The organism is Geobacillus sp. WSUCF1 (genome assembly GCF_000422025.1).
Lineage (GTDB): Bacteria > Bacillota > Bacilli > Bacillales > Anoxybacillaceae > Geobacillus > Geobacillus zalihae.
In genome coordinates this window covers 1-24,567 of sequence record NZ_ATCO01000062.1, presented here as the reverse complement: position 1 = coordinate 24,567, position 24,567 = coordinate 1, and the positions used below count along the sequence as shown (strand labels likewise).

21 protein-coding genes and 3 pseudogenes are annotated in these 24,567 nt (G+C 50.1%); 4 read left to right on the top strand and 20 right to left on the bottom strand.

The genetic code is table 11. The features are described 5' to 3' along the window. The 6 genes and pseudogenes from I656_RS09315 to I656_RS09330 all read right to left on the bottom strand — a co-directional run. Positions 1-231: FAD-dependent monooxygenase (locus I656_RS09315; protein WP_020754763.1), on the bottom strand; the 231-nt coding region annotated here is incomplete at its 3' end. 23 nt (positions 232-254) lie between these two features. Further along, complete coding sequence (locus I656_RS09320) at positions 255-1,706, bottom strand: MFS transporter (protein ID WP_015374661.1); 1,452 nt, start codon at positions 1,704-1,706, stop codon at positions 255-257. Positions 1,707-1,724: 18 nt separating this feature from the next. Then, positions 1,725-2,588, bottom strand: a complete 864-nt coding sequence (locus I656_RS09325; RefSeq protein ID WP_015374660.1) for a fumarylacetoacetate hydrolase family protein — start codon at positions 2,586-2,588, stop codon at positions 1,725-1,727. A gap of 22 nt (positions 2,589-2,610) precedes the next feature. Then, positions 2,611-3,282, bottom strand: coding sequence for a class I adenylate-forming enzyme family protein (locus I656_RS19715; protein WP_020754760.1), 672 nt, complete (start codon positions 3,280-3,282; stop codon positions 2,611-2,613). Further along, positions 3,248-4,153: pseudogene (locus I656_RS19120) on the bottom strand (AMP-binding protein). The gene I656_RS19715 and the pseudogene I656_RS19120 overlap by 35 nt, the downstream one beginning before the upstream one ends. Positions 4,154-4,269: 116 nt before the next feature. Further along, the gene (locus tag I656_RS09330) at positions 4,270-5,364 is read right to left on the bottom strand and encodes a cupin domain-containing protein (RefSeq protein WP_033005368.1); all 1,095 of its coding nucleotides are present in this window, start codon (positions 5,362-5,364) and stop codon (positions 4,270-4,272) included. Positions 5,365-5,579: 215 nt separating this feature from the next. On the opposite strand from I656_RS09330, the gene I656_RS09335 reads away from it, so the two are divergent. After that, positions 5,580-6,359, top strand: coding sequence for an IclR family transcriptional regulator (locus tag I656_RS09335; protein ID WP_033005364.1), 780 nt, complete (start codon positions 5,580-5,582; stop codon positions 6,357-6,359). 154 nt (positions 6,360-6,513) lie between these two features. Here the strand turns inward: I656_RS09335 and I656_RS09340 are convergent. From I656_RS09340 to I656_RS09370, 9 genes and pseudogenes are all read right to left on the bottom strand, one after another. Further along, positions 6,514-7,691 (bottom strand): annotated as a pseudogene (locus tag I656_RS09340) (acetyl-CoA C-acetyltransferase). Positions 7,692-7,709: 18 nt separating this feature from the next. Next, complete coding sequence (locus I656_RS09345; RefSeq protein ID WP_020754753.1) at positions 7,710-9,251, bottom strand: class I adenylate-forming enzyme family protein; 1,542 nt, start codon at positions 9,249-9,251, stop codon at positions 7,710-7,712. 28 nt (positions 9,252-9,279) lie between these two features. Continuing rightward, positions 9,280-9,780, bottom strand: a complete 501-nt coding sequence (locus I656_RS09350) for a DUF3237 domain-containing protein (protein WP_020754752.1) — start codon at positions 9,778-9,780, stop codon at positions 9,280-9,282. 6 nt (positions 9,781-9,786) lie between these two features. Next, positions 9,787-11,139, bottom strand: a complete 1,353-nt coding sequence (locus I656_RS09355) for an aromatic acid/H+ symport family MFS transporter (RefSeq protein ID WP_015374654.1) — start codon at positions 11,137-11,139, stop codon at positions 9,787-9,789. Positions 11,140-11,290: 151 nt separating this feature from the next. Continuing rightward, positions 11,291-12,070, bottom strand: coding sequence for an enoyl-CoA hydratase/isomerase family protein (locus tag I656_RS09360; protein WP_020754751.1), 780 nt, complete (start codon positions 12,068-12,070; stop codon positions 11,291-11,293). A 69-nt stretch (positions 12,071-12,139) separates the two neighbouring features. Next, positions 12,140-13,000: a 3-hydroxyacyl-CoA dehydrogenase family protein gene (locus tag I656_RS09365; protein WP_015374652.1), complete on the bottom strand. Its 861-nt coding sequence runs from the start codon at positions 12,998-13,000 to the stop codon at positions 12,140-12,142. Between the two features lie 108 nt (positions 13,001-13,108). Beyond that, a complete protein-coding gene (locus I656_RS19115; protein WP_235048614.1) occupies positions 13,109-13,975 on the bottom strand; it encodes a CdaR family transcriptional regulator in 867 nt (288 codons plus the stop codon). Next, positions 13,953-15,329, bottom strand: a complete 1,377-nt coding sequence (locus I656_RS19110) for a GAF domain-containing protein (RefSeq protein ID WP_020754748.1) — start codon at positions 15,327-15,329, stop codon at positions 13,953-13,955. The genes I656_RS19115 and I656_RS19110 overlap by 23 nt, the downstream gene beginning before the upstream one ends. 176 nt (positions 15,330-15,505) lie before the next feature. Then, positions 15,506-17,494, bottom strand: coding sequence for an acetoacetate--CoA ligase (locus tag I656_RS09370; protein ID WP_033005366.1), 1,989 nt, complete (start codon positions 17,492-17,494; stop codon positions 15,506-15,508). Positions 17,495-17,731: 237 nt separating this feature from the next. Between I656_RS09370 and I656_RS09375 the strand changes: the two genes are divergently transcribed. From I656_RS09375 to I656_RS0115325, 3 genes and pseudogenes are all read left to right on the top strand, one after another. After that, the gene (locus I656_RS09375) at positions 17,732-17,989 is read left to right on the top strand and encodes a FeoA family protein (protein ID WP_033005362.1); all 258 of its coding nucleotides are present in this window, start codon (positions 17,732-17,734) and stop codon (positions 17,987-17,989) included. Continuing rightward, complete coding sequence (locus tag I656_RS09380; protein WP_033005361.1) at positions 17,979-18,713, top strand: FeoB small GTPase domain-containing protein; 735 nt, start codon at positions 17,979-17,981, stop codon at positions 18,711-18,713. Before I656_RS09375 ends, I656_RS09380 begins: the two co-directional genes overlap by 11 nt. Then, positions 18,682-20,075: pseudogene (locus I656_RS0115325) on the top strand (nucleoside recognition domain-containing protein). The gene I656_RS09380 and the pseudogene I656_RS0115325 overlap by 32 nt, the downstream one beginning before the upstream one ends. Positions 20,076-20,324: 249 nt before the next feature. Here I656_RS0115325 and I656_RS09385 read toward each other — a convergent pair. From I656_RS09385 to I656_RS0115315, 5 genes are all read right to left on the bottom strand, one after another. Further along, positions 20,325-20,951, bottom strand: coding sequence for a histidine phosphatase family protein (locus I656_RS09385; RefSeq protein ID WP_020754741.1), 627 nt, complete (start codon positions 20,949-20,951; stop codon positions 20,325-20,327). A 135-nt stretch (positions 20,952-21,086) separates the two neighbouring features. Beyond that, positions 21,087-21,548: a GNAT family N-acetyltransferase gene (locus tag I656_RS09390; RefSeq protein ID WP_020754740.1), complete on the bottom strand. Its 462-nt coding sequence runs from the start codon at positions 21,546-21,548 to the stop codon at positions 21,087-21,089. Positions 21,549-21,596: 48 nt separating this feature from the next. Next, positions 21,597-21,899: a DUF5634 family protein gene (locus I656_RS0115320; RefSeq protein ID WP_033005359.1), complete on the bottom strand. Its 303-nt coding sequence runs from the start codon at positions 21,897-21,899 to the stop codon at positions 21,597-21,599. Positions 21,900-21,976: 77 nt separating this feature from the next. Next, complete coding sequence (locus I656_RS09395) at positions 21,977-23,956, bottom strand: bifunctional diguanylate cyclase/phosphodiesterase (RefSeq protein ID WP_020754738.1); 1,980 nt, start codon at positions 23,954-23,956, stop codon at positions 21,977-21,979. Between the two features lie 132 nt (positions 23,957-24,088). Further along, positions 24,089-24,567, bottom strand: a 479-nt coding sequence (locus I656_RS0115315) for a ferric iron reductase (protein ID WP_033005357.1), incomplete at its 5' end; no start/stop codon positions are given.

The following is a 24,567-nucleotide window of genomic DNA, read 5'->3' as shown; positions in this document are numbered from 1 at the left end:
GACGCCGTGTTTGGCAAAGGCCCTGCCCAACCCAGGGAAAATATCCTCTAAATGTTGCAACGTCGCCTTATGGAAGTAGATTGCCCGACTCCCCGGACGGAGGCGGTCTTTCGGCTCCGCTTCCAATACGGTCGCAGGAAGCCCAAAATGACAGAGCGCCAATGCGGCGGTTAATCCGATCGGTCCGGCTCCGACAACGAGGACAGGGCGTTTATTTGTTTTTTCTGTCATGCAAATATCTCCTTTCGTCAACTTCAATGGTTTACATCTGTTTCTTGGGCGTTTATTACAGTAGTTAGTCTACCTTCTAAACTAGGCTTTACAGCAATGACAAGCAGTAAGCTCGCTGACATTAAAATACCATCAAGCAACAATGCACTTCCCCAGCTTCCTGAATGATCGCGCATGGCTCCTGAAATCACCGGCGCTAATAACGCTCCAATTTCGGAGAACAAATTCAGCATCCCAAACGCCGCACCTTTATATTTTGGCGGAGCAAAGTCAGCTGTAAGGGCATGGTTGACCGGTTGAAGCGCGAAAAAGAACACCCCGGAAGTAAATAAAATAAGAGACATGATTACCGGATTGCTGCCCCCTGACATTACATAAAAGGCAAAGATGAAAATGAAGACAGTCAGCAGCCCCGTCAACACTGCCAATACATTACGTTTTCCGTTGACTCCGTCAGCAAATCGGTCAGCTAATCTCCCCCCAAGTGGAAAGCCGATGAGACCTGCAACAGCATTAAACGAAGCAATTAACGCCGCTGAAACGAGCGTGCCTCCCCCAAAATCTTGCACAATCGCCACTGACCAAAATCCATAAAACCATAGATGCCATAATACCGGAATGAACGAAAGATATAGAAACAATAGGTTGCGGCTTTTTAGGATCGGCCCGACTTCTTCACTCTTTGCTTTATAAATATACACGATATACAGCACCGCCAGCGCCGTCAAAACGAGGCCGATCGTCGCTGGCGATAATTGCATAGCATTCGTGGCATAATACAAAGTCATAATGATGATCAAGAATAAGAAAGAAGTTTGCAACAGTCGCCCCACTGGTGGACCGTACGACTCCGATTGCACTGCAAAACCGTCCGGCCTCATCCATTTGTACATCATAGCGCCGACGATAAGCGTAATGGCTCCCATAAGCAAAAACGGCGCTTTCCATGCATGCGTCCCCATCAGTGGCTGAAACATCTGAACGACATATGGGGTCGCAATTGTTGCGATCGTTAATCCGAGCGTCAGACCAGTCAATACGACACCCATCCCAAGCCCGACTTTTTCCGGTGGCGTCACTTGGGTGATCAAGGAACGGTCGTTCGAATAAAAGACACCCTCCCCAAGCCCGGTAAGCACACGCAAGGCGATAAACGCCACCAAACCACCGACCAATCCAGTCAACAGCGTCGTCACACCGGCCCATACAATGCTGATGACGACAATGACACGATAGCCAAACTTGTCGCCGAAATATCCGCCGGGGAATTGCGTAAGCATATACCCGGCGAAAAACAAGCTGCCAAGCAAACCTCCAAGCGCGTGGGGGTTGGACGATTCCGCCAAAAACTCAACTTTGTTTTCAATCATCCATGTGACGACAGGTCCCGTCAATGTTCGATCAATGTAGGAAACAACCCATCCCAAAAAGAGCATTAACCACACAGTATGGTACCGCTTCCATCCTCTTTCCATGAACAATCCCCCTTACCTTTATCGCAATGCAGCCGTGCGGGAAGCCAAGGCGACGTGGACGGAATAACCCCCGATCCCCTCAATCTCCATGCGGATGACATCCCCGTCATGAATCGGTCCGACGCCATCCGGCGTCCCTGTCGTAATGACATCGCCCGGCTCAAGCGTCATAACGCGCGAATAAATTTCTATAAGCTCAGCAATAGAACAAATCATCTCTTTTGTATTGACTTTCTGCCGAACTTCTCCATTGACTGTCAGCACCATATTGACGTTGTTCGGGTCGCCAATCTCCTCTTTCGTCACGATCCACGGCCCCATCGGAGTGAATGTATCAAACGATTTGCGCAAACAACGTTCCTCATGATGCACATCATCCGGGCGCAACGTGACATCAATCAACCCTGTGTAACCAAATATATACTCGTAGGCATTTTCCGCCTTGACGTTTTTCGCCGTCTTTCCGATAACAAATGCGAGTTCCAACTCATGGTCAAAACGGCGGTTCGGATCGGGCAAAACAATCGTGTCACCAGGTCCGATGATGGAAGAAGGCGCTTTCAAGAAAAAACCGAGCCCCCTTGCCGTATGCTCCACTTTCATTTCCTTTTGGTGGGACACATAGTTGACGGGAGCAGCCACAATTTTCCCCGGCTTCTTCACCGGCTGGCGCAGCCGGACATCTGCTAGTGCATAAGCCGGGCATTCGTGCAAATGGTTTTCGATTTCTGGACGATAGACATCAAACTCAGCAATCAGCTGCGTCATCGGACAGAAACTGACACCTTGATGAAGATGCCCGAACAATCGGCTCCCAATCTCATAAATGACATCATCGACAATAACTCCGAGTTGAAAGTCATTAAACAGTGCTAGTTTCATATCATTTATCCACTCCTTTTCTCTACTTGACTTCCATCTGGGCATATTGCTTCCGCAACATTCCTTTGCTTACTTTTCCTGATGCTGTCGTCGGCAGCTCATCAACGATTTTTAAATATTCTGGCAATTTGTATTTTGCCATTCCTGCCTCAAGCAAATATTGTTGCATGTCTTCGAGCGAAAATGTCGTTCCTTCTTTCAAAGACACGATCGCACAGCCGCGCTCTCCGAGCCGTTCGTCTGGAACTGCGATCACTGCTGCTTGGCGAATATGCGGATGCGAAAGCAACACTTCCTCAATTTCTGCGGCATGCACTTTCAGTCCACCACGGTTGATAATGTCCTTTTTTCGGCTGACGTAATGAACGTAGCCTCCCTCATCTTTCCATCCTAAATCCCCAGTGAGGAAAAAACCTTCTTTCGTCATGAATTGCTGAGTTGCGACTTCATTTTTATAGTATCCTTTAAACAGCGAACGACCGCGAAAACCAATCTCCCCTACTTGCCCGTTTGGCAATGGCCTGTGGTTCTCGTCAAAAATGCCGATTTCCCCCGTCGGGCACACCCGGCCGACCGTATCAGAAGCGAGATGTGGCGCATCATTCGGTCGCGTAAACGATCCCGCTCCAATTTCCGTCATCCCCCATTGGGCAACGATGCTACAACGGAAACGCTGACGGAACGATTCGACCATCCAAGCCGGAATTTTTGTCCCCCCCTGTTAGGACTAGACGTAGTTTTGATGGATATACCTTTGTCTCATCCGTTCCTTTTAATATATCAATCAAATGGGCAGGTGCAGCTACACAAAAGGTGACTCCATGCTGGCTGAAAGCATCTAAAACACGCTCAACCGAAAATTGCGATAACATCACTTGAGTAGCTCCGCTATAAAGGCCCATTAAAATCATCGGCAAAGAAAACATATGACTCATCGGCGTCAAACAAAGCATGACGTCATCACCCGTCAATCCATATTCCTGCCCATTGTGCAAATGGGCAGGAATAAATGTCTCATACGTATGGATGACGGCTTTCGGGTCAGACTCCGTTCCCGATGTAAACAACATCATCATTGGATCGTCCGGGGAAACCTCGCCATGATCCGCCGAAAGTCCGTTTCCTGTCAGCATCGCATCGAAGCTATAATGATCGGGCTGCTTTCTTCTCCCAACGACGATAACGTGTTGCAACGTCGGAATCATCTGACGGAGCGATTCCATCATTTCTGCATGATCGAATCCTTTCCATTGATCAATGGAAATAACTGCTTTTACATGGGCAAACGAAAACATAAACGATAGCTCTTTTTGTCGATACACTAAGTTCACAGGCACCATGATGCTCCAAGCGCGCCAAAGCTAAATGGGCCACAGCAAACTCCCAGCTGTTCGGCAATTGCACTGCACTGCATCGCCTTTCTGCACGCCCAAATCTCTCAACCGCTCAGCCAGTCGCAAAGACCGTTCGTTCACTTCCACAAAAGACAGTGCATGTTCGCCATCGATTATGGCGATCTTCTTCCCATAATGAACCGCCGCGTGTTCAACAATGTCCTCCGCCATATTCGGCATTTGACCCCTCAACCGTACAACCTCCTCTTTTTGATTGGTGCATGCAAACGCAAATCCTCCTAATCATTTAAAATCGCTAGGCGTCTCATGGGAAAGTGGTGTATATGTTAGACTTGGGAGAGTGGCTCGAATACATCAATGATAGATTGATAGCCGCCGTTTTTGTCATACGCTTCTTCTCTCTCCAAATCAAGCCGCTCCATGATCGGCAAATCATTAATGGAGAATAAATGGGCGTCTCCCGCTCCTGTATTGACATGCTCGTGCCAACTCCAAGGCGGCAAAATGAAGAAATCGCCTTTCGCCCATTCAAATTTGACTCCGTTGATTATCGTGTATCCTTCACCGTCAAGAACGTGATACACGGCGCTGTGAACATGGCGGTGCGCCTTTGTGTGCATGCCAGGGGTTAATTTTTGCATCGTCGTTCCAATGCGCAAATCCGCTGATCCCCCAGTCAACGGGTTGATGTAATCAACCGCATACCCGTCATACGGATCAGGATCAAGCTTGGACAAGTTCTCAAGCACTTGTTTCGTTGTTTTCCACTTATAGGAAATCAATGGAGAAGGATAGCCTTTTCGCTTCCGGTCGGAAACCGGACGCAACGCCCCCGTTGCATATTTAAACGTTGAACCGTTGTGAGGAACAGAAACAGGAAATACATCTTCAGAATACGGCTCAAAGAACGAACCAGCAAAGTTTCTTACCAGCCCAACATCGAGGCCATCCATCCAAATAACCGGTTCCGTCCCTTCATGGCCGTGATCGTGCCACGTCCATGCCGGTGTCAAAATCAAATCTCCGCGCTCCATATATGTTCGTTCGCCATCGACGGCCGTATAGGCCCCTTCGCCTTCAATAATGAATCGGATCGCCGATTGACTATGGCGATGCGCAGGCGCCACTTCGCCTGGCAACAACAGCTGCACTCCGACGTACAGTGTATTGGTCGAGTAACCAATTAGACCTTGTTTCAATAGCGATGGATTTTGCAAATAAACGACTCGACGCTCGCTCTCTCTCCCTAAGCGAAGCAACTCTCCAGCCTCGAGCAAATACTTGCGGATCGTCTCCCACTTCCACAAATACGGCATAACCTCGTGATCAGGCTCAGGCGTCACCATTTTGCCAAGCTTCTCCCACAACGGCCCTAAATACACTTTCTCCAATTCTTCATTAAGACGATCAAGCGCTTTCATTTTTGTGTCCTCCATTATCCTCTCTCCCTTCAATTCGTATAGTGAATTAACAATTCATTTTTACAATTTAAATAATACAACAAACCCAAATATTTGTCAAACTATTTAAAATATAAAAATAAATAACACTTCATCTTCTCTCTAACCTGGGCATCGGCTATCTCTTTATGTTACAATGAGTGTTGAAAACGAAATCGCTACAGAGGAGCACAATCATGAGAAAGGTAAATGTGGAGACGATTCGTTCAGTGGAACGCGCGGTTCAAATCTTGAACTGTTTTAGTTTTGAACGCCCTGACCTCTCTATTGAAGAGATTGTCACGAAAACAAAACTAGCGAAAGCCACTGTTTACCGCCTGTTATGGACGCTCGAAACGCAAGGACTGATCCATTACGATCAAAAGGAAAACGTATACCGCCTCGGTTATAAAATGCTCGAATACGGTGGAATCGTTCTCGAAAACCTGGACATGCGACGCGAGGCGGAACCGTTTTTGCATGACTTGCAGTCCCAAACAGGCTATACAGTCCTATTTGCTGTGCGCCAACAAGACAGCTTGCAATACGTCATCCGCCTTGACAGCGACGAAGGCTTTCAGCCACGCTCATATATCGGGCGCCGGCGCGTCCTGCATTACGGGGCGCTTGGAACAACTATCATGGCATACTTGCCCGATGAAGAGGCAAAGGCGATTCTCGAAAAATATCCATTGGAGGCCCATACGCCGAACACGATCGTGGACAAGCATCAATTTCTTGAGCGTTTGCATCTCATTCGCAAAGACGGATTTTTTGTCGATAAAGACGAAACATTTATCGGTTTTACGGCGGTCGCCGCGCCCGTTTTTGATCGAACTGGCATCATCGGCGCCATCGGGCTGGCCGGCGCCACATTTAAAATGGTGGAAACACTGCCTGAGCTGATCCGCCAAACGGTCAGCACAGCCCAACATATATCGAAACGACTTGGGCATCTTTCCTATTCCCCTTCCTAATAGGAAGCTGTTTCTCGTCCCCGAAATTAATGCAACAATAAAATACGGCGGTTTTTCCTGTTGCATATGGAAAAACCGCCGTTGCGACCATTTGCTACTCGACTACCGTTGTAAAAGCACTGTCCTGTTCTTTTTGTGTTTATCTCTTAACCCATTACAGTCTTTCCCAGATCGCCGCAATGCCTTGGCCGCCGCCGATGCATAGTGAAGAAACACCGTATTTCTTTCCTCTTCTTTTCAACTCATAAACGAGTGTCAACGTGATGCGCGTTCCTGAAGCTGCCAATGGATGGCCAAGCGCGACCGCCCCACCGTTGACGTTGCCTTTGTCATCATCAAATCCCAGTTCCTTCTGGCAAGCCAAATATTGGGCTGAAAATGCTTCGTTGATTTCAATCAAGTCGAGGTCATCAATTGATAAATTCGCTTTGTCGAGCGCCTGGCGAATCGCTGGAACCGGACCGATTCCCATACACTGCGGTTCAACGCCGACGATGCCCCACGAAACGAGACGGGCGAGCGGTTTCAATCCGCGCTTGGCGGCGTAGTCCCCCGAGGCGACAACAACCGCGGCCGCACCGTCGTTCATCCCGCTGGCATTGCCTGGTGTCACGACTCCGTTTTCGAGAAAGCGCGGTTGAAGCGCCCTTAACTGCTCCAAACTGGTCTTCCGCGGATGCTCATCGGTGTCAACGATCGTTTCTCCTTTTTTTCCTTGCACGGTGACGGGGACAATTTCTTGACGGAAATACCCATTGGCCATCGCCGCAAGAGCCCGCTCATGGCTGCGGAGGGCGTGTTGGTCAGCCTCTTCGCGCGTAATGTGATACTTTTTTGCCAAGTTTTCAGCCGTCATGGCCATGCTGCAGCCGCCAACTGTGTCATACAGCCCATCCCACACCCAGTCCTCCACCGTCGGGCTGCCTAATGGCGTTCCCCAGCGCATTCCTCGAATGACATGCGGCACTTGGCTCATGTTTTCGGTACCTCCTGCCAGCACCACTTCCGCTTCCCCGGTTAAAATGAGGCGCGCGGCCATGATAATCGTCTCGAGTCCCGTTCCGCACAACCGGTTCACCGTCACAGCCGGCACGTCGATGGGCACCCCGGCCTTCAAGCCGACGTGGCGAGCAAGCAAGTGAGCATCCCGGCTTGACTGCTGGACATTGCCAAATACAACATGTCGATTTCTTCTGGCTCGATTCCTGCTTTTTTCATCGCTTCCCGCGCCGCAATAGCTCCTAAATCGGTCGCGGAGATTTCACGAAACGAACCGCAAAATTTAGCAAATGGCGTTCGTGCTCCTTCAATCAACACAATATCCGTCGACATATTCTCCCTCCCAAATATTCAATATTCTTTTAACATTTCTTTTAATTTCCCCTTCTGAATTTTTCCGCTCGCCGTCGTCGGGAATTGATCAACAAAAACAACTTTGTTTGGAAGTTTATAGTCCGCAACCAATGGACGTAAAAACTCGATGATGTCTGCCTCGGTTATATGAACGCCTTCCTTGGGTTGAATAACAGCGCAAACTGATTCGCCTAATACTGGGTCAGGCAAGCCGACTACTGCCGAGGCGAAAACGACTGGGTGCTGCTGCAAAATCGTTTCGATCTCTTTCGGATAAATGTTGTATCCACCACGGATGATAAGCTCCTTTTTCCGTCCGATAAATCGAATATATCCGTATTCATCCATCATCCCAAGGTCGCCGGTATAATACCAGCCGTCCTCATCAAGCACCTCGGCGGTCTGTTCCGGCATGTTGTAGTATCCTTTCATGACACCAAACCCTCGGCAGGCAATTTCCCCAATTTCCCCTGGTGGAAGCGTCTCTCTCCGTTCATTGACAATCTTCACTTCATTTCCTTCCAGCGCTTTGCCGACCGTTTCAAATATTCGATCTTCTTCTGCCTCAAACGGAGTAATCGTAACAGAGCCAGTCTCCGTTGTCCCGAACGATATGCATAACGTCATCCCCATTTTCTCACGTATCGCTTTTACCGTCTCCAACGGACAAACATCCGCTCCCGTCATTCCTGCGCGCAATGACGACAAATCGAATGACTCACTATTCAATACGTTTAACTCCATATGAAGCATTGCCGGCACAGCATGATGAATGGTTACTTTTTCTTTTTCGATAAGCCGCAGCGCCTCTCTTGGGCTGTACCTTTCCTGCAGCACCATTTTTGCCTGGCTGTATACAGCGGACATCAAGTTGCACGCCATGCCGAACACATGGAAAATCGGCGTACAAATAAGAAATACATCATCTTGATTGCACCTCAAGCTGTCGGCAATCGCCACGCCTGATTGGACGATGCCGCGATGAGTAATCATCACTCCTTTTGGCGCTCCGGTCGTACCAGACGTGTATAAAAGACAAAACAGGTCATGTTGCGGATCAATCGTCACCATGGGCAACGATTGATCAGTTGCATAGGCCATAAGCTGCTCCAAAGAAAAGAAGCCTGATTTGACAAACCGAACCGTAATAATTTGATCAACACTGGTTCGAATGAAACTCAATCCGATATGCTTTTCGATTTCCTCACATACAAAAATAGCTCTCATTCCAGAATTTTTTATAATATGTTCAACTTCGTGCTGTCGATATTTCGGATTAAAAGGAACAACAATCGCTCCAATTTGGGAGATGGCAAAAAATAGTTGGACCGTTTCCAACCAGTTCGGCAAACAAACGCCCACCCGATCCCCTTGCTTGATGCCGAGCGAGACTAGAGCTGATGCCAACTGGTGGACTTCCTTGTGCAAATCACCGTAGGTGATTCGGCGCCGCAGGTCATAGATGGCCTCTTTGGATGGATTTTCCACCGCCGCTCGTTCCAATAGTTGAGGAACAGACAAAACACGAACGGTTTCCATCTCTCCCCCTCCCTCCGTTTCCCCAAAGTTAACCGGCTTGATAAAACGTGATTTCCACTTCCGTTGGCTTTCGAATTCCTTCCCCAACAAACACCATTTTATTCAAAAAATCATATCGTCCGCTTTTCACTTCAAAAATAGGGGTCGTTTTAAAATAATAAGAGTCCCGCGGCACATCTTCGCCGCGGAATATTTTATCGATGATTTCTTTCGACCCGTGTCGGTATCCTTTATTGACAACATAAATAGGCACCCCGTCATCCGTCTCGATCACATAATGGGCGAGCAGCTCTGCTACCCCATCTCTCCGAATCAATTGATAGTCCGCCCCTCCAGGCAACACCTTTCCCCGCATTAAAGGTCCCTCAAAACTTCCACCGAGAATGGGGATCACTCTTCGGTGCCCATATCCGACATCTCCTATTTCAATCGGTTTTCCAACCTCAATGTAAACAGTAAATATATGTTCAAGTCGGATGGTTGTTCCCTTCTTTCTATGAAATTGACCTTCTCCGTCTCTACAAAGCAATTCTGTTCATGAAACAGTCACTTGCCCATTCCCTGTCTTCGCTTGCTCGTTGCGATAGATTGCATACTTTTCTTGCACGAGCAACACGGCAAGACCCCCTAATACCGCAGCGCTGGCAATAGCAGCAAAATTATATTGAGGCGGCAAGTTAAAGGACAGCAAAACCCCAACAAACGTCGGTGCAACAATGCCACCGATTCTGCCGAACGCCATCGTGCTCCCTAAAGCAGTGGACCGCATCACTTCCGGATAGTATTGTGAAACAAATGCATTGGCAATGTTTTGGACACCTACTGAGGCGGCTCCAATAATGGCAATCAGTGCAAAAGCAACAATTGTACTGCTCATAAAACCAATCAGCGATAAAGCGACCGCTCCACAGAAGAACAAAGGGACAAGCACCCTCTTAAATCCCCATTTATTCACTAACGGACCGAAGACTACAGTACCAATGATCGCCCCAATTTGCATCACGGCGGTAAATGCAAGGCTGGAGCTCAAATCATAGCCTGCTTTCATCATCAGTCGGGGAAGCCATGTGTTCATTGAGTAAATGAGAACAAATGAACTGAAGCAAGATAACCAAAACATCACGGTGCTAAACGCCCGATGCTCCGTGAATAATTTCACGATAGGCAAAGAAACTTGAGTCTTTCTTTCAGGCTTGACTAGTTCAACCACACCATCATGACTAATATGAGGATCAATCAAAGCAAGAACTTTTTGTGCTTCCTCTTCCCTTCCCTTTTCTAGAAGAAAACCAACCGACTCGGGAACACCTTTCATTAAAAATGGAAGGAATAATACCGGAACACCTCCGATCCAATAGATGGACTCCCACCCAACCGTCGGCAAAAGCGCCCGGCTCGTCAATGCAGCGGCAATAGCCCCAACTGAATAACCACAAAAAATCGAAGCAACAATGGCTGTACGAACTCGTTTGGGAAACATTTCTGTCGCTAGTGCGATGACATTAGGCATAACGCCGCCAAGACCAATCCCAGCAATGACCCGAGAGATGGTAAATAAAATTGGATTTGGAGCGAAACCGGCAAGGAAGGTAAAAAAGCCAAATAAAAATGTAGTCAACAAGATAATTTTTTTGCGCCCCATTCGATCGGCCAGCATGCCAAACAATACCGCTCCAATCGCTGTTCCAATGACTGTATAGCTGCCGATGGCACCAGCTGTGACATCTGAAATCCCCCACTCTTGAATCAATAAAGGAACCGAAGCGCCATAAATGACAACATCATACCCATCAAGCGTAATCACGAGAAACAGCCAAATCATAAGCCAAATATGGAATGAACGGACTGGGCTATTGTCAATCACATCAGCCGGATGAATTTGTTTCACATGGGTTCCCTCCCTAATATATTTACGTTTTTGCTCTTGTCATCCACCGCTTTGGGATGCTAGTCAAGACCGGATTCGTTCCCCAAAGGCAGTGAACATCTATCCGGGTCAGAACTTGCTTAATAACCCTGTTCTCCGTTACTGACCATATCTACTTTCCACTAAACACCGGCTTCCGCTTTTCGGCAAACGCCCGCATTCCTTCTTTCCGATCCTCGGTCGCAAACGCGTTCCCGAAGCAAGCCGTTTCCACGATCAGCCCTGACTGCAAATCCACATTGACTCCCGTGTTGACCGCTTCTTTCAACATGCGCATGGCAATGGCTGGCTTTTGCGCCAATTTTTCAGCCCATTCTTTCGCTGCTGGCAAAAGTTCGTCAGCTGGAACGACTTTATTTACCAAATGAATGGCAAGCGCCCGCTTGGCATCGATCATTTCACCGAAGTACAGCAATTCTTTCGCCACCCCCTGACCGACGATGCGCGGCAGCCGCTGCGTCCCGCCGCCGCCCGGGATAATGCCGAGGTTGACCTCTGGGAAGGCAAACTTGGCATTCTCTGAGCAAATGCGCAAATCGCATGCGAGCGCCAACTCGCAGCCCCCGCCAAGCGCCAGGCCGTTCACCGCTGCGATTACCGGTTTGGAGGCGTTTTCAATTTTTAAAAACGCGCTTCGCGATATTTTGTTCATTTCCATCATGCCGGCTAAATCCAAGTCCATCATTTCATGAATATCGGCACCGGCGACAAACGCTTTTTCCCCTGTTCCCGTAATGATGATCGCCCCTACTTGTTGGTTGGCTTCGAGCTCATCGATCAAAGCAGATAGCTCTTGAAACACTTTTGTATTCAACGGATTGAGCGGAGGGCGGTGGATGGATACAACCGCCACTCGGTTTTCGATTTCACATTGCAAAAATTCATAGTTCACGGCTCATTCCTCCTCCTAGAATTTTTAACGACGTAGTGGTGGCGTACAATGAGCATCGCCGCTCCGCCCTTATCGGGCATCACCGTAATCGTAAAACCCGGCTCCCGTTTTTCGACCGAGCCTTCCTGCCCGGACAAGCTGTCTCAGCAATAAAGGCGCCGCAAATCGGTCATCCTTAAACTCTTGATAAAAATAATCCATGACATGAAGGCCGATATCGACCCCGGCAAAATCTTGCAACGTAAACGGCCCCATCGGGTAGTTCAAGCCGAGCGTCACCGCTTTATCGATGTCTTCCATCGAAGCCACTCCCTCCTCAACAAGGCGGATCGCTTCGATGAACTGAGGGATCATAATGCGGTTGACGATGAATCCCGGGGAATCTTTCTTCACCTCAACCGGTTCTTTGTTCAGCTTTCGGGCAAGCTCTTTCGCCTGTTCGACCGTTTCATCGCTTGTTTTGTATCCGCGTACGACTTCAACGAGTTTCATCAGCTGCGGGGGATTGAAGAAATGCATGCCGACAACTTGGCTTGGACGGTTAGTGGCAGAAGCGATTTCTGTGATGGACATCGATGACGTGTTCGTCGCTAGGATGGCGTGTTCTGGCGCAATGTTGTCCAATTGAGAAAAAACTTCTTTTTTCACCTCCATGTTTTCGATGACCGCTTCAATGACAACATCCACCTGCTTCATGTCATGCAAATCGGTCGACGCCTTCACCTTTTCCAGCGCTTCATGTTTCTGTTCGACAGTCAATTTTCCTTTGGCGACGCTTTTCTCCATGAATGCTTCCATCCGCGAGCGTGCTTTTTGTAGCATGCGTTCGTCGATGTCTACTAATATGACATCAAATCCCGATAAAGCGGCCAAGTTGGCAATGCCGCTTCCCATCGTGCCTGCTCCTACGACTCCGATCGTTGATGGCATTCGACAAGTCCTCCTTTATTTATTTTTAGAATTTTCTATATTATCTTTGCTATTGATTATAAAGAAGGTGAAAATAAAAAAATACCTGCATGATGCAGGAAAACATGCTTATTTTTTCAGCATTTTGGCGGAAGGCAGACCGTATAAGTCGTATAATTTCAACGCCATCATCAAGTTGAACCGCTGCTCTGCACCCTGCAAAGAAAAACCGAGCATTTCTTCAATCTTTTCCAAACGATATTGAAGGGTGCTGCGGTGAATGTACAGCCTTTCAGCAGTTTCCGTTAAATGGCCGTTGCAATCAAGGAAAACGCGAACTGTTTGCAGCCAGTCGGCATTCCGCCCCACGGAATGCCGGAGCAACGGACCAAGGTATTTGTCGACAAAAAGCTTCGCGGCTTCTAATTCTTTTAAATGGTGCAATACCGTATACGCCCCGAGTTCATCAAAAAACGCCACGCTTTTTCCGGGAAAATTGCGGATCATCACTTGCAGCGCCTGCATCGCCTGCCGGTAGGAAACATAATAATCTCCAATCGACGAGGCCTTTCCACCAATCCCTAAAAAGACACGGTACGACGTCTTCTCTTCGTTGATCCATCGGCTTATCCGCTGATGCCATTCGCTCCAATATTTCTCCGGCTTCTTTCTTTCTCTTGCCGCTGGGGCGATCAAAATATATTGGTCTTCAACAGCTCCGTACAACAAGCTGGAGTCCTCGGCGGCAATTCGCACTTTCAGCCGGTTCCAGAGCACCGTCTTCTCCGCATTTTGTTTGACTAAATCAATCGTCCCGTTCGATTCATCCATCTGCAAGTGCAACACAGCAAGCCGATGCTCTTCGAAAATGTTCCATTGAAATACATTGGCGTACTGGATGATGCTCTCTTCATCTTCGATTTCCGCGGCCAACAACTTATGCAAAAAACTGTCTTTCAGCTGCTCTTTTGTCTCAAACACGAGCTTTTGTTTCATAAATTGGATCGAAAAAATATTGCGGGCCAACTCGACGCCAAGAAGAAAAAAAATCATCCATTTCGTTTGGAGATGCCTCAATGGCCAAATAGCCGACCGCATCTCCGCCATTATGAATCGGCCAAACCACAATCGACAAATCTGATAATCCTTCGAGCTGAATATGTCCGCCCATACGGCTTTTCCCTAGCACTTGATTGAATACCTGCTTCGCAATTTGCCGTAGCTGTTGCCCGCTCAGCCCACTTCGTTCATGTGCAATTGGCCTCATAAAACGGTCAAACACGATGACCGCTTTATCAAACATGTGGCTTACTGTTTTTGTAATACCGTGAAAATCTTCATGTCGAATCGTTTCTTTCATCAATTTTTGTTGGTATTGAAGCAGGAAACGCAAGCGGTTGGTATGATCCCGCTCCTGTTGGTACAGCCGGACATTTTCCAGCATCACGGCCACGTAGTTCGCCAGCATGTCCAAGATCTCGACATCTTCTTTTGTAAATGTCCCTTCGTTTTTCCGTTCGACGTGCAAGACGCCGATCGTTTTGAAGTTGACGACCAGCGGCACCGTTAACTCGTCTCCGCCTGGTCTCTCCAAGAAGGGGAAATAATCGCTGACCCGATAGTTATTTTTCATCATCACTTGTTTCGGACTCGCTACTTTGCCGTATAAAGGGGGATGAACAACGAAGCTGTTGTCCTCTTCTCTGTATAAATACATACAGGCGCCGCCCGCATTCGTCCCCTTGCCCGCCCGTTCAACGATTTTTTCGACAAACTGCTCAAGCGGCGTATCCAATGAAACATGCTGAGCCAGCCACTGGAGGCCGACCATTTTTCGCCGTTGGGTTTCTTTTTGCCTGGCGACTGTAACAGCAAGGGCAACATCTTCTCCAAAATCGTCAAACAACTGCCTCGCCTCAGCCAGCAAAGAAACATAACGGCGAAATCCGATCATGCAAATGCCATATTCGCTTTCTTGATCCTTAATGGGAACGCTGAACCACGTTTTAATACCGTTTTTCCTCAACAATTCGATCAGCAAACACGGGCTGTCCTCTTCCACCTCTTGAAATGTTGTGCTTCCTTCAAACAGCCGCGGCAAACAATTGGCCATTGCGATCGGGGGATGGGGGATTCCGCGCTGAAAATCTCCTTGATATAACGTCGGAACAACATGGTCTCCTTCCTTTAGCACAATCGCAATCAAGTCGCACTCTAGTTCCTCACCAAATGAGTTCACCAAGTATTGCAGCGCTTCCCCTTCCGTATTAAACTTCACCAGTTTCCGCGCTGTTGTCCGCAAATGATTTTCAATTTTTTTCATCAGTTTTTGCCGCTTGTTTTCGTCCATGGTGCTTGCCTCCTCCTAGAAATATTGATGCATTACATTTTTGCGTCCTCTCAAGAAAGTCTTCCGGCAACATCAATGGCTTATCTTATGAGCCAAGGAGTGTCTTAGACATAGAAAGGTTGTTATTAAGCGTCACCACTTAATAACAACCTTTCGCACGCTTCCAAAAAGGGACTTCAGCTTATCTGTGTCTTTGCCGCCAGTGTCTTCGCCAGCTCGAGGAAAAAGTCGAGCGCCTCTGGATTGGCCATTGAGCCCGGGTTGACTGCCTTTTCGAGCGGGAAGCCTAAGAGCAGCTTGCGGATCGGAATCTCCATTTTCTTTCCGTTTAGCGTTTTCGGAATTTGCTTCACCTCGTAAATTTCATCTGGAACAAAGCGCGGCGAGACGTGTTGCCGAATCGATTGGCGGATGCGTTCTTTCAGCTCGTCATCGAGCGCCACGCCCGGCTTGAGGACGACAAACAGCGGCATGAACGATTGCTTGCCCATCATTTCCAAGTCAACCACAAGACTCTCGAGCACCCCGTCGACCGCTTCGACCGCACGGTAAATTTCGCTCGTGCCCATGCGGACGCCGGCTCGGTTGATCGTCGAGTCGGAGCGTCCGTAAATGACGCATCCCCCTTGTTCGTCAATTTTAATCCAGTCGCCGTGCTTCCAGACGCCCGGGTACGTGTCAAAATAGCTGTTCCGATACCGTTCGCCGTCCGGGTCGTTCCAGAAAAAGAGCGGCATCGATGGCATTGGTTTTGTGATGACAAGTTCGCCGACTTCATTGACAAGCGGCCGACCGTTTTCGTCAAATGCCTGCACATCGGCGCCCAACGCGCGGCACGAGAGGACGCCGGCGCGCACCGGCAAAATGGGGGAGCCGACGACAAACGCGGTGCACACATCCGTTCCCCCGCTGCATGACGCTAGACAAATATCGTCCTTGACGTTTTCATACACCCATGCGAACCCTTCGACCGTGAGCGGCGAACCGGTCGAGAGCACGGCCTCGAGCTTTGACAAGTCATATTGCTCTTTCGGCTTCAGGCCGAGCTTCATGCAGATGTTGATAAACGCCGCGCTTGTGCCAAAATGGGTGATGCCCGCCTTTTCGGCCAAATCCCATAAGACGTTGCCATCTGGATACGTCGGGCTGCCGTCATAGAGCACGATGGTCGACCCGGCCAGCAGTCCGCCGATCAAAAAGTTCCACATCATCCATCCAGTCGTCGTAAACCAGAAAAACGTGCTGTCTTTCGTCAAGTTTTCGGAAATCGTCAATGCTTTCAAATGTTCAAGCAAAATGCCGCCATGCCCCTGGACGATCGGCTTCGGCAAACCGGTCGTTCCCGAAGAATACAAAATCCAAAGCGGATGGTCAAACGGAACGTCTTCATAGACGAGCTCCGCCTTGTCCGCCACGACATCATCCCACAGCACGACGCCCTCATCCGGTGCTTCCATCTGCCCGCGCCAATACGGAAGCAGCACCGTCTTTTTCAATGACGGCAATTTGGCGCGCAATTCGGATACAACCGGCATTTTGTCAAATTCTTTGCCGTTGTATTGGCAGCCGTCGACGGCAAACAAGACAGTCGGCTCGATTTGCGCGAACCGGTCAATGACGCTGCCAGCGCCAAAATCCGGCGAGCAGCTTGACCAAATGGCGCCGATCGAGGCGCACGCCAAAAACGCCATCACCGTCTCGGGGATATTCGGCATATAAGCGACGACGCGGTCGCCGCGCTTCACTCCCATCGCTCGCAATGCTTTGGCGATCGCCGCCGTTTTTTCGCCGAGCTCCTGCCATGACACTTCCCGGTACGGCACGCGTTCCGAGCGGAAAATGATGGCCGGGCGGTCGGCGCGCGCATGCCGGAAAATATGTTTCGCATAGTTGAGCCTAGCGCCTGGAAACCACTCCGCCCCTGGCATCTTCCGCTCCCGCAGCACACACTCATACGGCGTTGCCGCCTGAACACCACAATATTCCCAAACCGTTTCCCAAAATGACTCAAGCTCGTCGACCGACCATGTCCACAGCTCGCGGTATGAAGAGAAGGAGAGCCCTTTATGTTCTCTCAACCAATCCATATATCGATGAAGGTTGGAGCTCTTGATTTGTTCCTCCGTCGGCTGCCAAAGAATCGTCCCTTCCGTAATCGCTTTCATTTCATCGTGCGTCAATGGACGCCGTCACCGCCTTTCTGCCGATAATTTGTTCAGACTATTCATATGATAACATGATTTCCTACTGTTTTGAATAGTTGTTGGTTCGACAACTCTGTCAGAAAAAGATGAAACAAATTTGTTGACAACAGCGAGGCAACTGGAATATGATAAATTCAAAAGTTGGTCTAAGCAAAAAAAATGTCTTTAGTAAAAAATATTAACCGGAGGGAAACTTTTATGGCACAAGGAAAACGTTGCCGCCTCTCCGATACGAAACCGGGCGATCGATTTCGCATCGAAAAGGTTGATGTTCCTGATCCTGTGTTAAAAAGGCGGTTGCTTGATTTGGGATTTGTACCCGGCGGGGAAGTGAAGGTTGGACAAAGAAGCCCGCTTGGCGACCCGACCGCCTATCGCGTTTGTGGCACGACGATCGCATTAAGGAAAGAAGAAAGCGACTATATTTACGGGGAGACGATTGATCATGATGGATAAAACATATACCGTTGCCTTAATGGGAAATCCGAACACCGGCAAAAGCACGTTGTTCAACGTCTTAACGGGCCTGCGCCAACATACCGGCAACTGGCCCGGGAAAACGGTCACTCATGCCGAAGGAGAATGCCGCCACCGCGGCACATTGTACCGGATCGTCGACTTGCCGGGAACGTATTCGCTCTATTCCAATTCAGCCGATGAAGAGGTGGCGCGGGATTTTCTCCTGTTTCAACGTCCTGACGTTACGATCGTTGTGGTCGACGCTACGGCATTAGAACGCAACTTGAATCTAGCGCTTCAAGTATTGGAAATGACCGACCGCGTCATTATCGCTATCAATTTGATGGATGAAGCGAAAAAGAAAGGCATTCATATCAATACAAAAAAATTGGCTGCCAAACTCGGCGTGCCGGTCGTGCCGATCTCGGCCCGCAACCGGGAAGGAATCGATGCACTGCTTGATACAGTGGATGCCATGGCGCATGGCCGCATCAACACCAACCCGCTTTCCATCCGGTACAGCCCGGAAATCGAACGAGGCATTGCCAAACTTCTTCCACTCGTGAAAGACGTAATGGGAGACACGTATCCTGCTCGCTGGATCGCTCTTCGTCTCCTTGACGGCGATACATCGCTGCTTCAAGCGCTGAAACAACCGCCGCAACCATTGATCAAGGAGGGGAACGCGTATGCCTGCTGCGGATCTGTCAAATCAGTTTGACCAGCTAATGAACGAAGCCAAGTCATTAGCACCGGCTGACACGCGTGAACAGATCGTTTCTGCCATTTTCCAAACGTCAGCTGCGCTTTCTCAAGAATGTGTCACGCATACAGCGGTCGCAAAACGCGATCGAACGGAACAAATTGACCGGATCGTCACGTCGAAGCGGTGGGGATTTCCAATTATGCTGGCGCTTCTCGCCGCTGTCCTTTACATGACGATCGCCGGCGCCAACGTATTTTCCGATTCGCTCGCCCGCTTGTTCGGAACGATCGAAACGTATCTCACCATGGCCTTTCAAGCGATTCACGCCCCCGACTGGTTGCACGGCCTCATTGTACTTGGCCTATACCGCGGCACGGCTTGGGTCGTCAGCGTGATGCTGCCGCCGATGGCGATTTTCTTTCCCGTATTCGCGTTGCTCGAAAATTATGGCTACTTGCCGCGTGTCGCCTTTAACATGGATCGCTTGTTTCAAAAAGCGGGAGCGCATGGCAAACAATCACTGACGATGGCCATGGGCTTCGGCTGCAACGCGGCGGCCATCATGTCGACGCGCATTATCGAATCACCGCGCGAACGAATGCTGGCCATTTTGACCAACAACTTCGTCCCCTGCAATGGACGTTGGCCAACGCTGATCCTGCTTTCCTCCTTATTTATGGCAGCCGGCTATACAGGCGGATGGAACACGTTCGTGACAGCAGGTGTGGTCGTCGCCATGGTGTTGTTTGGCATCGTCGTCACGTTGACCGTTTCATGGGTCTTATCCAAGACGGCCTTGCGCGGCATTCCGACCCATTACACGCTGGAGCTGCCGCCGTACCGACGCCCGAAAATCATGGAGACGATCATCCGGGCCACCCTCGACAAATCACTCTATGTGCTGAAACGGGCGGTAACGGTTGCGGCGCCGGCCGGCATTCTGACATGGGTGCTCGGCAACGTTCACGTGGGAGATACGACCGTGCTGGCGTATTTAGCGACTGGCTTGACCCATTTGCCAAAGCATTGGGATTGGATGGCTACATTTTGATGGCGTTCATTTTAGGCTTGCCAGCCAATGAAATTGTCGTGCCGATTTTGCTGATGGGCTATTTATCCGCGGGGGCGCTCATCGAAGCCGATGGTCTGCATTCTCTTAAACAACTTTTGCTCGACCACAGCTGGACGTGGCTCACCGCCCTCAATATGATGCTGTTTTCCCTGCTTCACTACCCATGCGGCACGACGCTCGTCAACATTTACAAAGAAACGAAAAGCGCAAAATGGACGTTCGTCGCCTTTGCCTTGCCGACAGCGATTGCCATTGCGGTCACCTTTACGACCGCACAGCTGGCGAGATGGCTCGGGCTCGTATAAACGGCGCAGCCCCGCTTCCCGATCGAGGGAAACGGGGCTGTTTTTTTGGACAACTAGACTTGATAAGAAAAAGCAGTTCTTCACCAAACGTTGTACTGGAAGGCGCCCACTCATGTCTTTCATCCATTTCTTGAATCATGAATGAGGTTGCATGATGGCGCAAGAAACCGATCCGATTGGCCAAGCGCATATTATGGCGATGAACCGAAGAAACAGCGCCGCCTCCAATTCTCCATCCTTCTTCCCTATCTATACTTCCTTGACTTCTTCTAGATGGGAAACATCGCCTTCCACAACCAGGCGAAACACGTCCGCATTCACCTCCACAATCGTCACGCTCGTGCCGTACATATACGGCGGCGCCCAAAGTTGCTCAAGCGGCGCGCCTTTGAAGGCTGTGACAAGCGTTTTCAGCACGACGCCGTGAGTGACGATTAACACCGTTTCTCCCTCGTGCCGCTCGATGATGCGCCGCACCGCTTCAAGCGCCCGCTGCTGCACGTCGCAAAACCGCTCGCCTCGCCTTGGAGCGTACAGATGGGGCGCGTTCCAAAAATGATCGAACCCAGTCGGATCCATTTGCCGAATCTCGTCATGCGTCTTTCCTTCCCAATCGCCAAGATGAATCTCGCGCAGCCGCTCGTCTTGATAGATCGGAATGAGCCGCCCGCCGCGGACAATCTCCGCCGTCTCAAGCGCCCGGCCGCTTGTGCTTGTGTAAATCGCAGCCAATTCCACCGCTTCAAGCCGCTTTCCAAGCCGCATGGCGTCTTGCCGCCCTTTTTCCGTGAGCGGCGAGTCTTGCCAGCCTTGCATCCGCTTTTCGACGTTCCACTTTGTTTCCCCATGTCTTGTTAAATACAATGTTGTCGTCATATCCTTCCGTACGTCTCCCCTCTATCAATCTACTACAGACGAAGTGCAGCCGATTCGCTATTGTCCGTTTCCACTGCCGCTTGAATGCCGTTGGCAACGCGGCCGCCGGACCTAGCGCCTCGACACAAGTAATGTTCAGCTTTTGATATTCCTTTTCACAAGCTTTGTCAGTCTGATTCCTTCCGGCGTCTCCCTCTCCTCAATCACTTGAAACCCATGACGTTTGTAAAAACGAATGGCCGGCGTGTTGCCGCTGCCGGTCGTTACAACCATTTCGCATGCCGATGGCTCTTGCTTGATGACAAAGGCAAGCAACGCACTGGCGATCCCTTGGCGGAAACAATCTGGATCGACCATCAGCCGGCAAAGGTGAAGCGTCGGGCCGCTTCGCTCATAGGCGATCGCCCCAACGAGACGCCCGCCTTGACAATAGCCGAAAAAGCGCTCGCCGCATCGTTGCAGAGAAGCGATCGTATCGCGAAGCGGCGGGAGCGCCTTGCTGCCGATGAGCTGCGCCTCGATCGTATACGCGCGCCGTTGTAGGTGCAGCACCGCAGCAGCCGTTTCGTCGTCTGTTATGTGAAGTTCCGCAATCATGCTCCTCTCCCTTTCGATGGCGAAAAAGCGGCCGAGCCCGGCCGCTTGTCATGAATGAATCACTTCTTCTATCGCCTCTTGCAGCGAATGAAAGCCTTTTTTCTCCCGACCGTCTTTTCGAACGGTCCATTCCTGCTTCTCAAGCGCCAGTTCACCGCGTTCGTTTTTTACAAACGGCATGTGAATGGTGATCATCTCATCGTCTTTGTTGATCGTATAGCCGACATAATAGCGATTGCCTTCACCATGCTCTTCAAAAATGCCGACTTGGTCGAGTCCATAGGCTTCCATCATCGGCTCGAGCGTGTCGATGAACTCCTCGATCACAACGCTTCTTGGCGCAAATTCCATCTTCGTTTCCTCCTCTTTGCCCATGCTCAATGTTAGTGTGCGGCAAAACGAGGAAAAGAATGAACGGAAAAGATCGGCTACGCCGGCGGTTCGCCGCAAGCGTTGCGGTTGTGTTCTTCCAGCCATTGTTGCAGCTTTTCCGCTTCAAGCGAACGGCTGAAATAAAATCCTTGCGCATAGTCGCAATGCATTTGCGAAAGAAGCGCCACTTGTGACTCCGTCTCGACTCCCTCCGCCAACACTTCAATATCCAAACTTTTGGCTAAATGAATGATCGTATCGACAATCGTGGCATCTTTCGAGTTTTCCGCAATGCCTTGAATAAAACTGCGGTCGATTTTCAACAGCGACACCGGCAAATTGCGGATGTAAGCCAATGATGAAAAACCGGTTCCAAAGTCATCGATCGCCGCCTGTACGCCAAGTCGCTGCAGTTCGGTTAAAATGTGCCTGCCGGTCTCAATGTTTTCCATCAATCCACTCTCCGTCACTTCCAAAATGAGCCGGTTAGGCGCAAGCCCCGTCTCGCGCAAAATGCGCTTCACATGCTCGACAAGTTCGGGGCGGTTGAGCAAAAACGGCGATAAATTAACCGCTAACTTCAGTCCGGGAAATTTTCTTTCCCATTCTTTCACTTGGCGGCACGCCAGTTCCAACACCCATAATGTAATTTCAAAAATAAACCCGCTTTCCTCCGCCAACGGAATGAAATCGAGCGGCGGAATGTCGCCAAGCGCCGGGTGGCGCCAGCGCAACAGCGCCTCAACCCCCATCGCCTTTCCTTTCGCGAGCTGCACTTTCGGCTGATAGCATAAATACAACTGCCCGCGCATAATAGCAAACGGCAAATCTTGCTCAATCACCGCCTGCCGATGCTCGGTCGGGCGGTAAAAGGCATAGCCGTTCCGCCCCCGCTCTTTCACTTCGTACAGCGCTTGATCAGCGTATTTCATCACTTGCTCGATCCGATCGCTGTCTTTCGGGAAAAAAGCGATGCCGATCGATAAGGTCGATTGGATGAGCTGTTTTTCGTAATAAAACGGCTCGTGAAACGAACTGACAAGCCGCTCCGCCAAGGCGGTCATCTCCGTTTTCGTGATGTTCGGCAACAAGAGAACAAACTCATCACCGCCGATGCGGGCAAAAAAGTCGCCGGGACGCAACGCCCGCTCGACGCGCTTGACCGCCTCGCGCAAAAAGTAATCGCCGGCTTGATGGGAAAAATGATCGTTGATCCATTTGAATTTGTCAAAATCCAAATAACAAAGAGCAAACGGCGTCTGACTCGCGATCAGCTTATGAATATGCCGCTCGAAATAGCTGCGGTTGGCGATGCCCGTGAGCGAATCGAAGTAAGCAAGCTGACGGAGCTTTTCTTCGTACCGCTTCCGCTCGCTGATGTTTTTCACGGTCACAATGACGCAATCGAGCGTCCCCGCTTCATCGATGATCGCCTTCCCTTGCGCCTCCATCCAAACCCATTCGCCTTTCTCGCCTTGCTTGCGAAATTCGGCGGATTGCGTCTCGTATGTATCGTACAGCTCAGCCAATTTTTGTGCCACGACCGGGGCGTCATCAGGGTGGACAAACGTCAGCACCTCTTCGTATGACACTGGAAGACGCTTGTTTGTTTTTCGCTTCCATGACGGCGGAATGTATGACAATTCACGATTAGGAGAAAAAATCAACACGTAATCGTTCGAATGCTCAACAATCAGCTGCAGACGCCGTTCCGCTTCGGCAAGCCGCGCTTGCAGGCCGCGCTCCTCCGCTTGGCGGCGAAGAACGCATAGGACAGCGGCCGTCTGTCCGTTTTCACCGATGATCGGCGACACGCCCGCAACCAATAAGCCGTCAAGCAACTCCCAGCGAAAGGCAGCCGGGCGCTGTTTCACCCGTTCAACCAACGCCCGTCCTTCGACGGACAGCGTCCTCTGTTCTTCTTCACTCAGCGCCAAGCCGGCAAAAGCCGGATTGTTGTAAATGATCACGCCTTGCAAATTCAAGATGACCACTGCTTCTGTGAAGTGATGAAAAAAGGCCGTATATTTGTCCATGCAAGCTACCTCGCCGTTTCACCAAAATAAGCGATGTCCACACTTCCATTTTCACGAAAATCACGACAAAAATCAACAAATTTCGCAAACATTTTGTCAAAAATATGGAACTGCCCGCCGGCGGCCTTCCGGTCACCCGGTTTGCCGTTGGCGGGCGCGAATGGGACACGTTTGACAGCACGTTCCCCCATTTGTTTTCACGTACAGGCAGCACGTCGTCCGCTGCATGCCGCTCGCGCCTTTCCAAAAGCGACGGAGCGGATTGTCTTTTTGGCCAAACAGGCGGCCGTCTGCGTCATAAACAAGGAAATAAAAATCATCGCGCAGCCGGTCGGCGACCGGGGCAAGCGACTCATCCTCAAGCCAACGTTCATATACCCAATACACGTAAATCGCGACATTTTCCCATAAGACGAGCGGCGATACGCGCGTCAGACGCCGCAACCGAGCGATGAGCGGAGCGAACAAGCCGGCGAACACGTCGCGAACGGCTTGCTCGCGCCAGCGGCTGCGCTCAATGCCGCACATCTCCGCTTCCGGCGACGCAAGGCGAAAGCGCGGCATCCACATTTCCCCTTCGCCGTCCGTATCAAGCCAAATTCGCTCAGGAT

Coding starts and splice junctions, on each gene's coding strand:
- I656_RS09330 (WP_033005368.1), bottom strand. CDS start 5,364: ATGAAAGCGCTTGATCGTCTTAATGAAGAATTGGAGAAAGTGTATTTA.
- I656_RS09390 (WP_020754740.1), bottom strand. CDS start 21,548: ATGATTGCGGAACTTCACATAACAGACGACGAAACGGCTGCTGCGGTG.
- I656_RS09335 (WP_033005364.1), top strand. CDS start 5,580: ATGAGAAAGGTAAATGTGGAGACGATTCGTTCAGTGGAACGCGCGGTT.
- I656_RS09385 (WP_020754741.1), bottom strand. CDS start 20,951: ATGACGACAACATTGTATTTAACAAGACATGGGGAAACAAAGTGGAAC.
- I656_RS09325 (WP_015374660.1), bottom strand. CDS start 2,588: ATGAAACTAGCACTGTTTAATGACTTTCAACTCGGAGTTATTGTCGAT.
- I656_RS09320 (WP_015374661.1), bottom strand. CDS start 1,706: ATGGAAAGAGGATGGAAGCGGTACCATACTGTGTGGTTAATGCTCTTT.
- I656_RS09365 (WP_015374652.1), bottom strand. CDS start 13,000: ATGCCATCAACGATCGGAGTCGTAGGAGCAGGCACGATGGGAAGCGGC.
- I656_RS0115320 (WP_033005359.1), bottom strand. CDS start 21,899: ATGGAATTTGCGCCAAGAAGCGTTGTGATCGAGGAGTTCATCGACACG.
- I656_RS09395 (WP_020754738.1), bottom strand. CDS start 23,956: ATGGACAAATATACGGCCTTTTTTCATCACTTCACAGAAGCAGTGGTC.
- I656_RS09375 (WP_033005362.1), top strand. CDS start 17,732: ATGGCACAAGGAAAACGTTGCCGCCTCTCCGATACGAAACCGGGCGAT.
- I656_RS19715 (WP_020754760.1), bottom strand. CDS start 3,282: ATGGTCGAATCGTTCCGTCAGCGTTTCCGTTGTAGCATCGTTGCCCAA.
- I656_RS19110 (WP_020754748.1), bottom strand. CDS start 15,329: ATGGACGAAAACAAGCGGCAAAAACTGATGAAAAAAATTGAAAATCAT.
- I656_RS09370 (WP_033005366.1), bottom strand. CDS start 17,494: ATGAAAGCGATTACGGAAGGGACGATTCTTTGGCAGCCGACGGAGGAA.
- I656_RS09345 (WP_020754753.1), bottom strand. CDS start 9,251: ATGGAAACCGTTCGTGTTTTGTCTGTTCCTCAACTATTGGAACGAGCG.
- I656_RS09380 (WP_033005361.1), top strand. CDS start 17,979: ATGATGGATAAAACATATACCGTTGCCTTAATGGGAAATCCGAACACC.
- I656_RS19115 (WP_235048614.1), bottom strand. CDS start 13,975: ATGAAACAAAAGCTCGTGTTTGAGACAAAAGAGCAGCTGAAAGACAGT.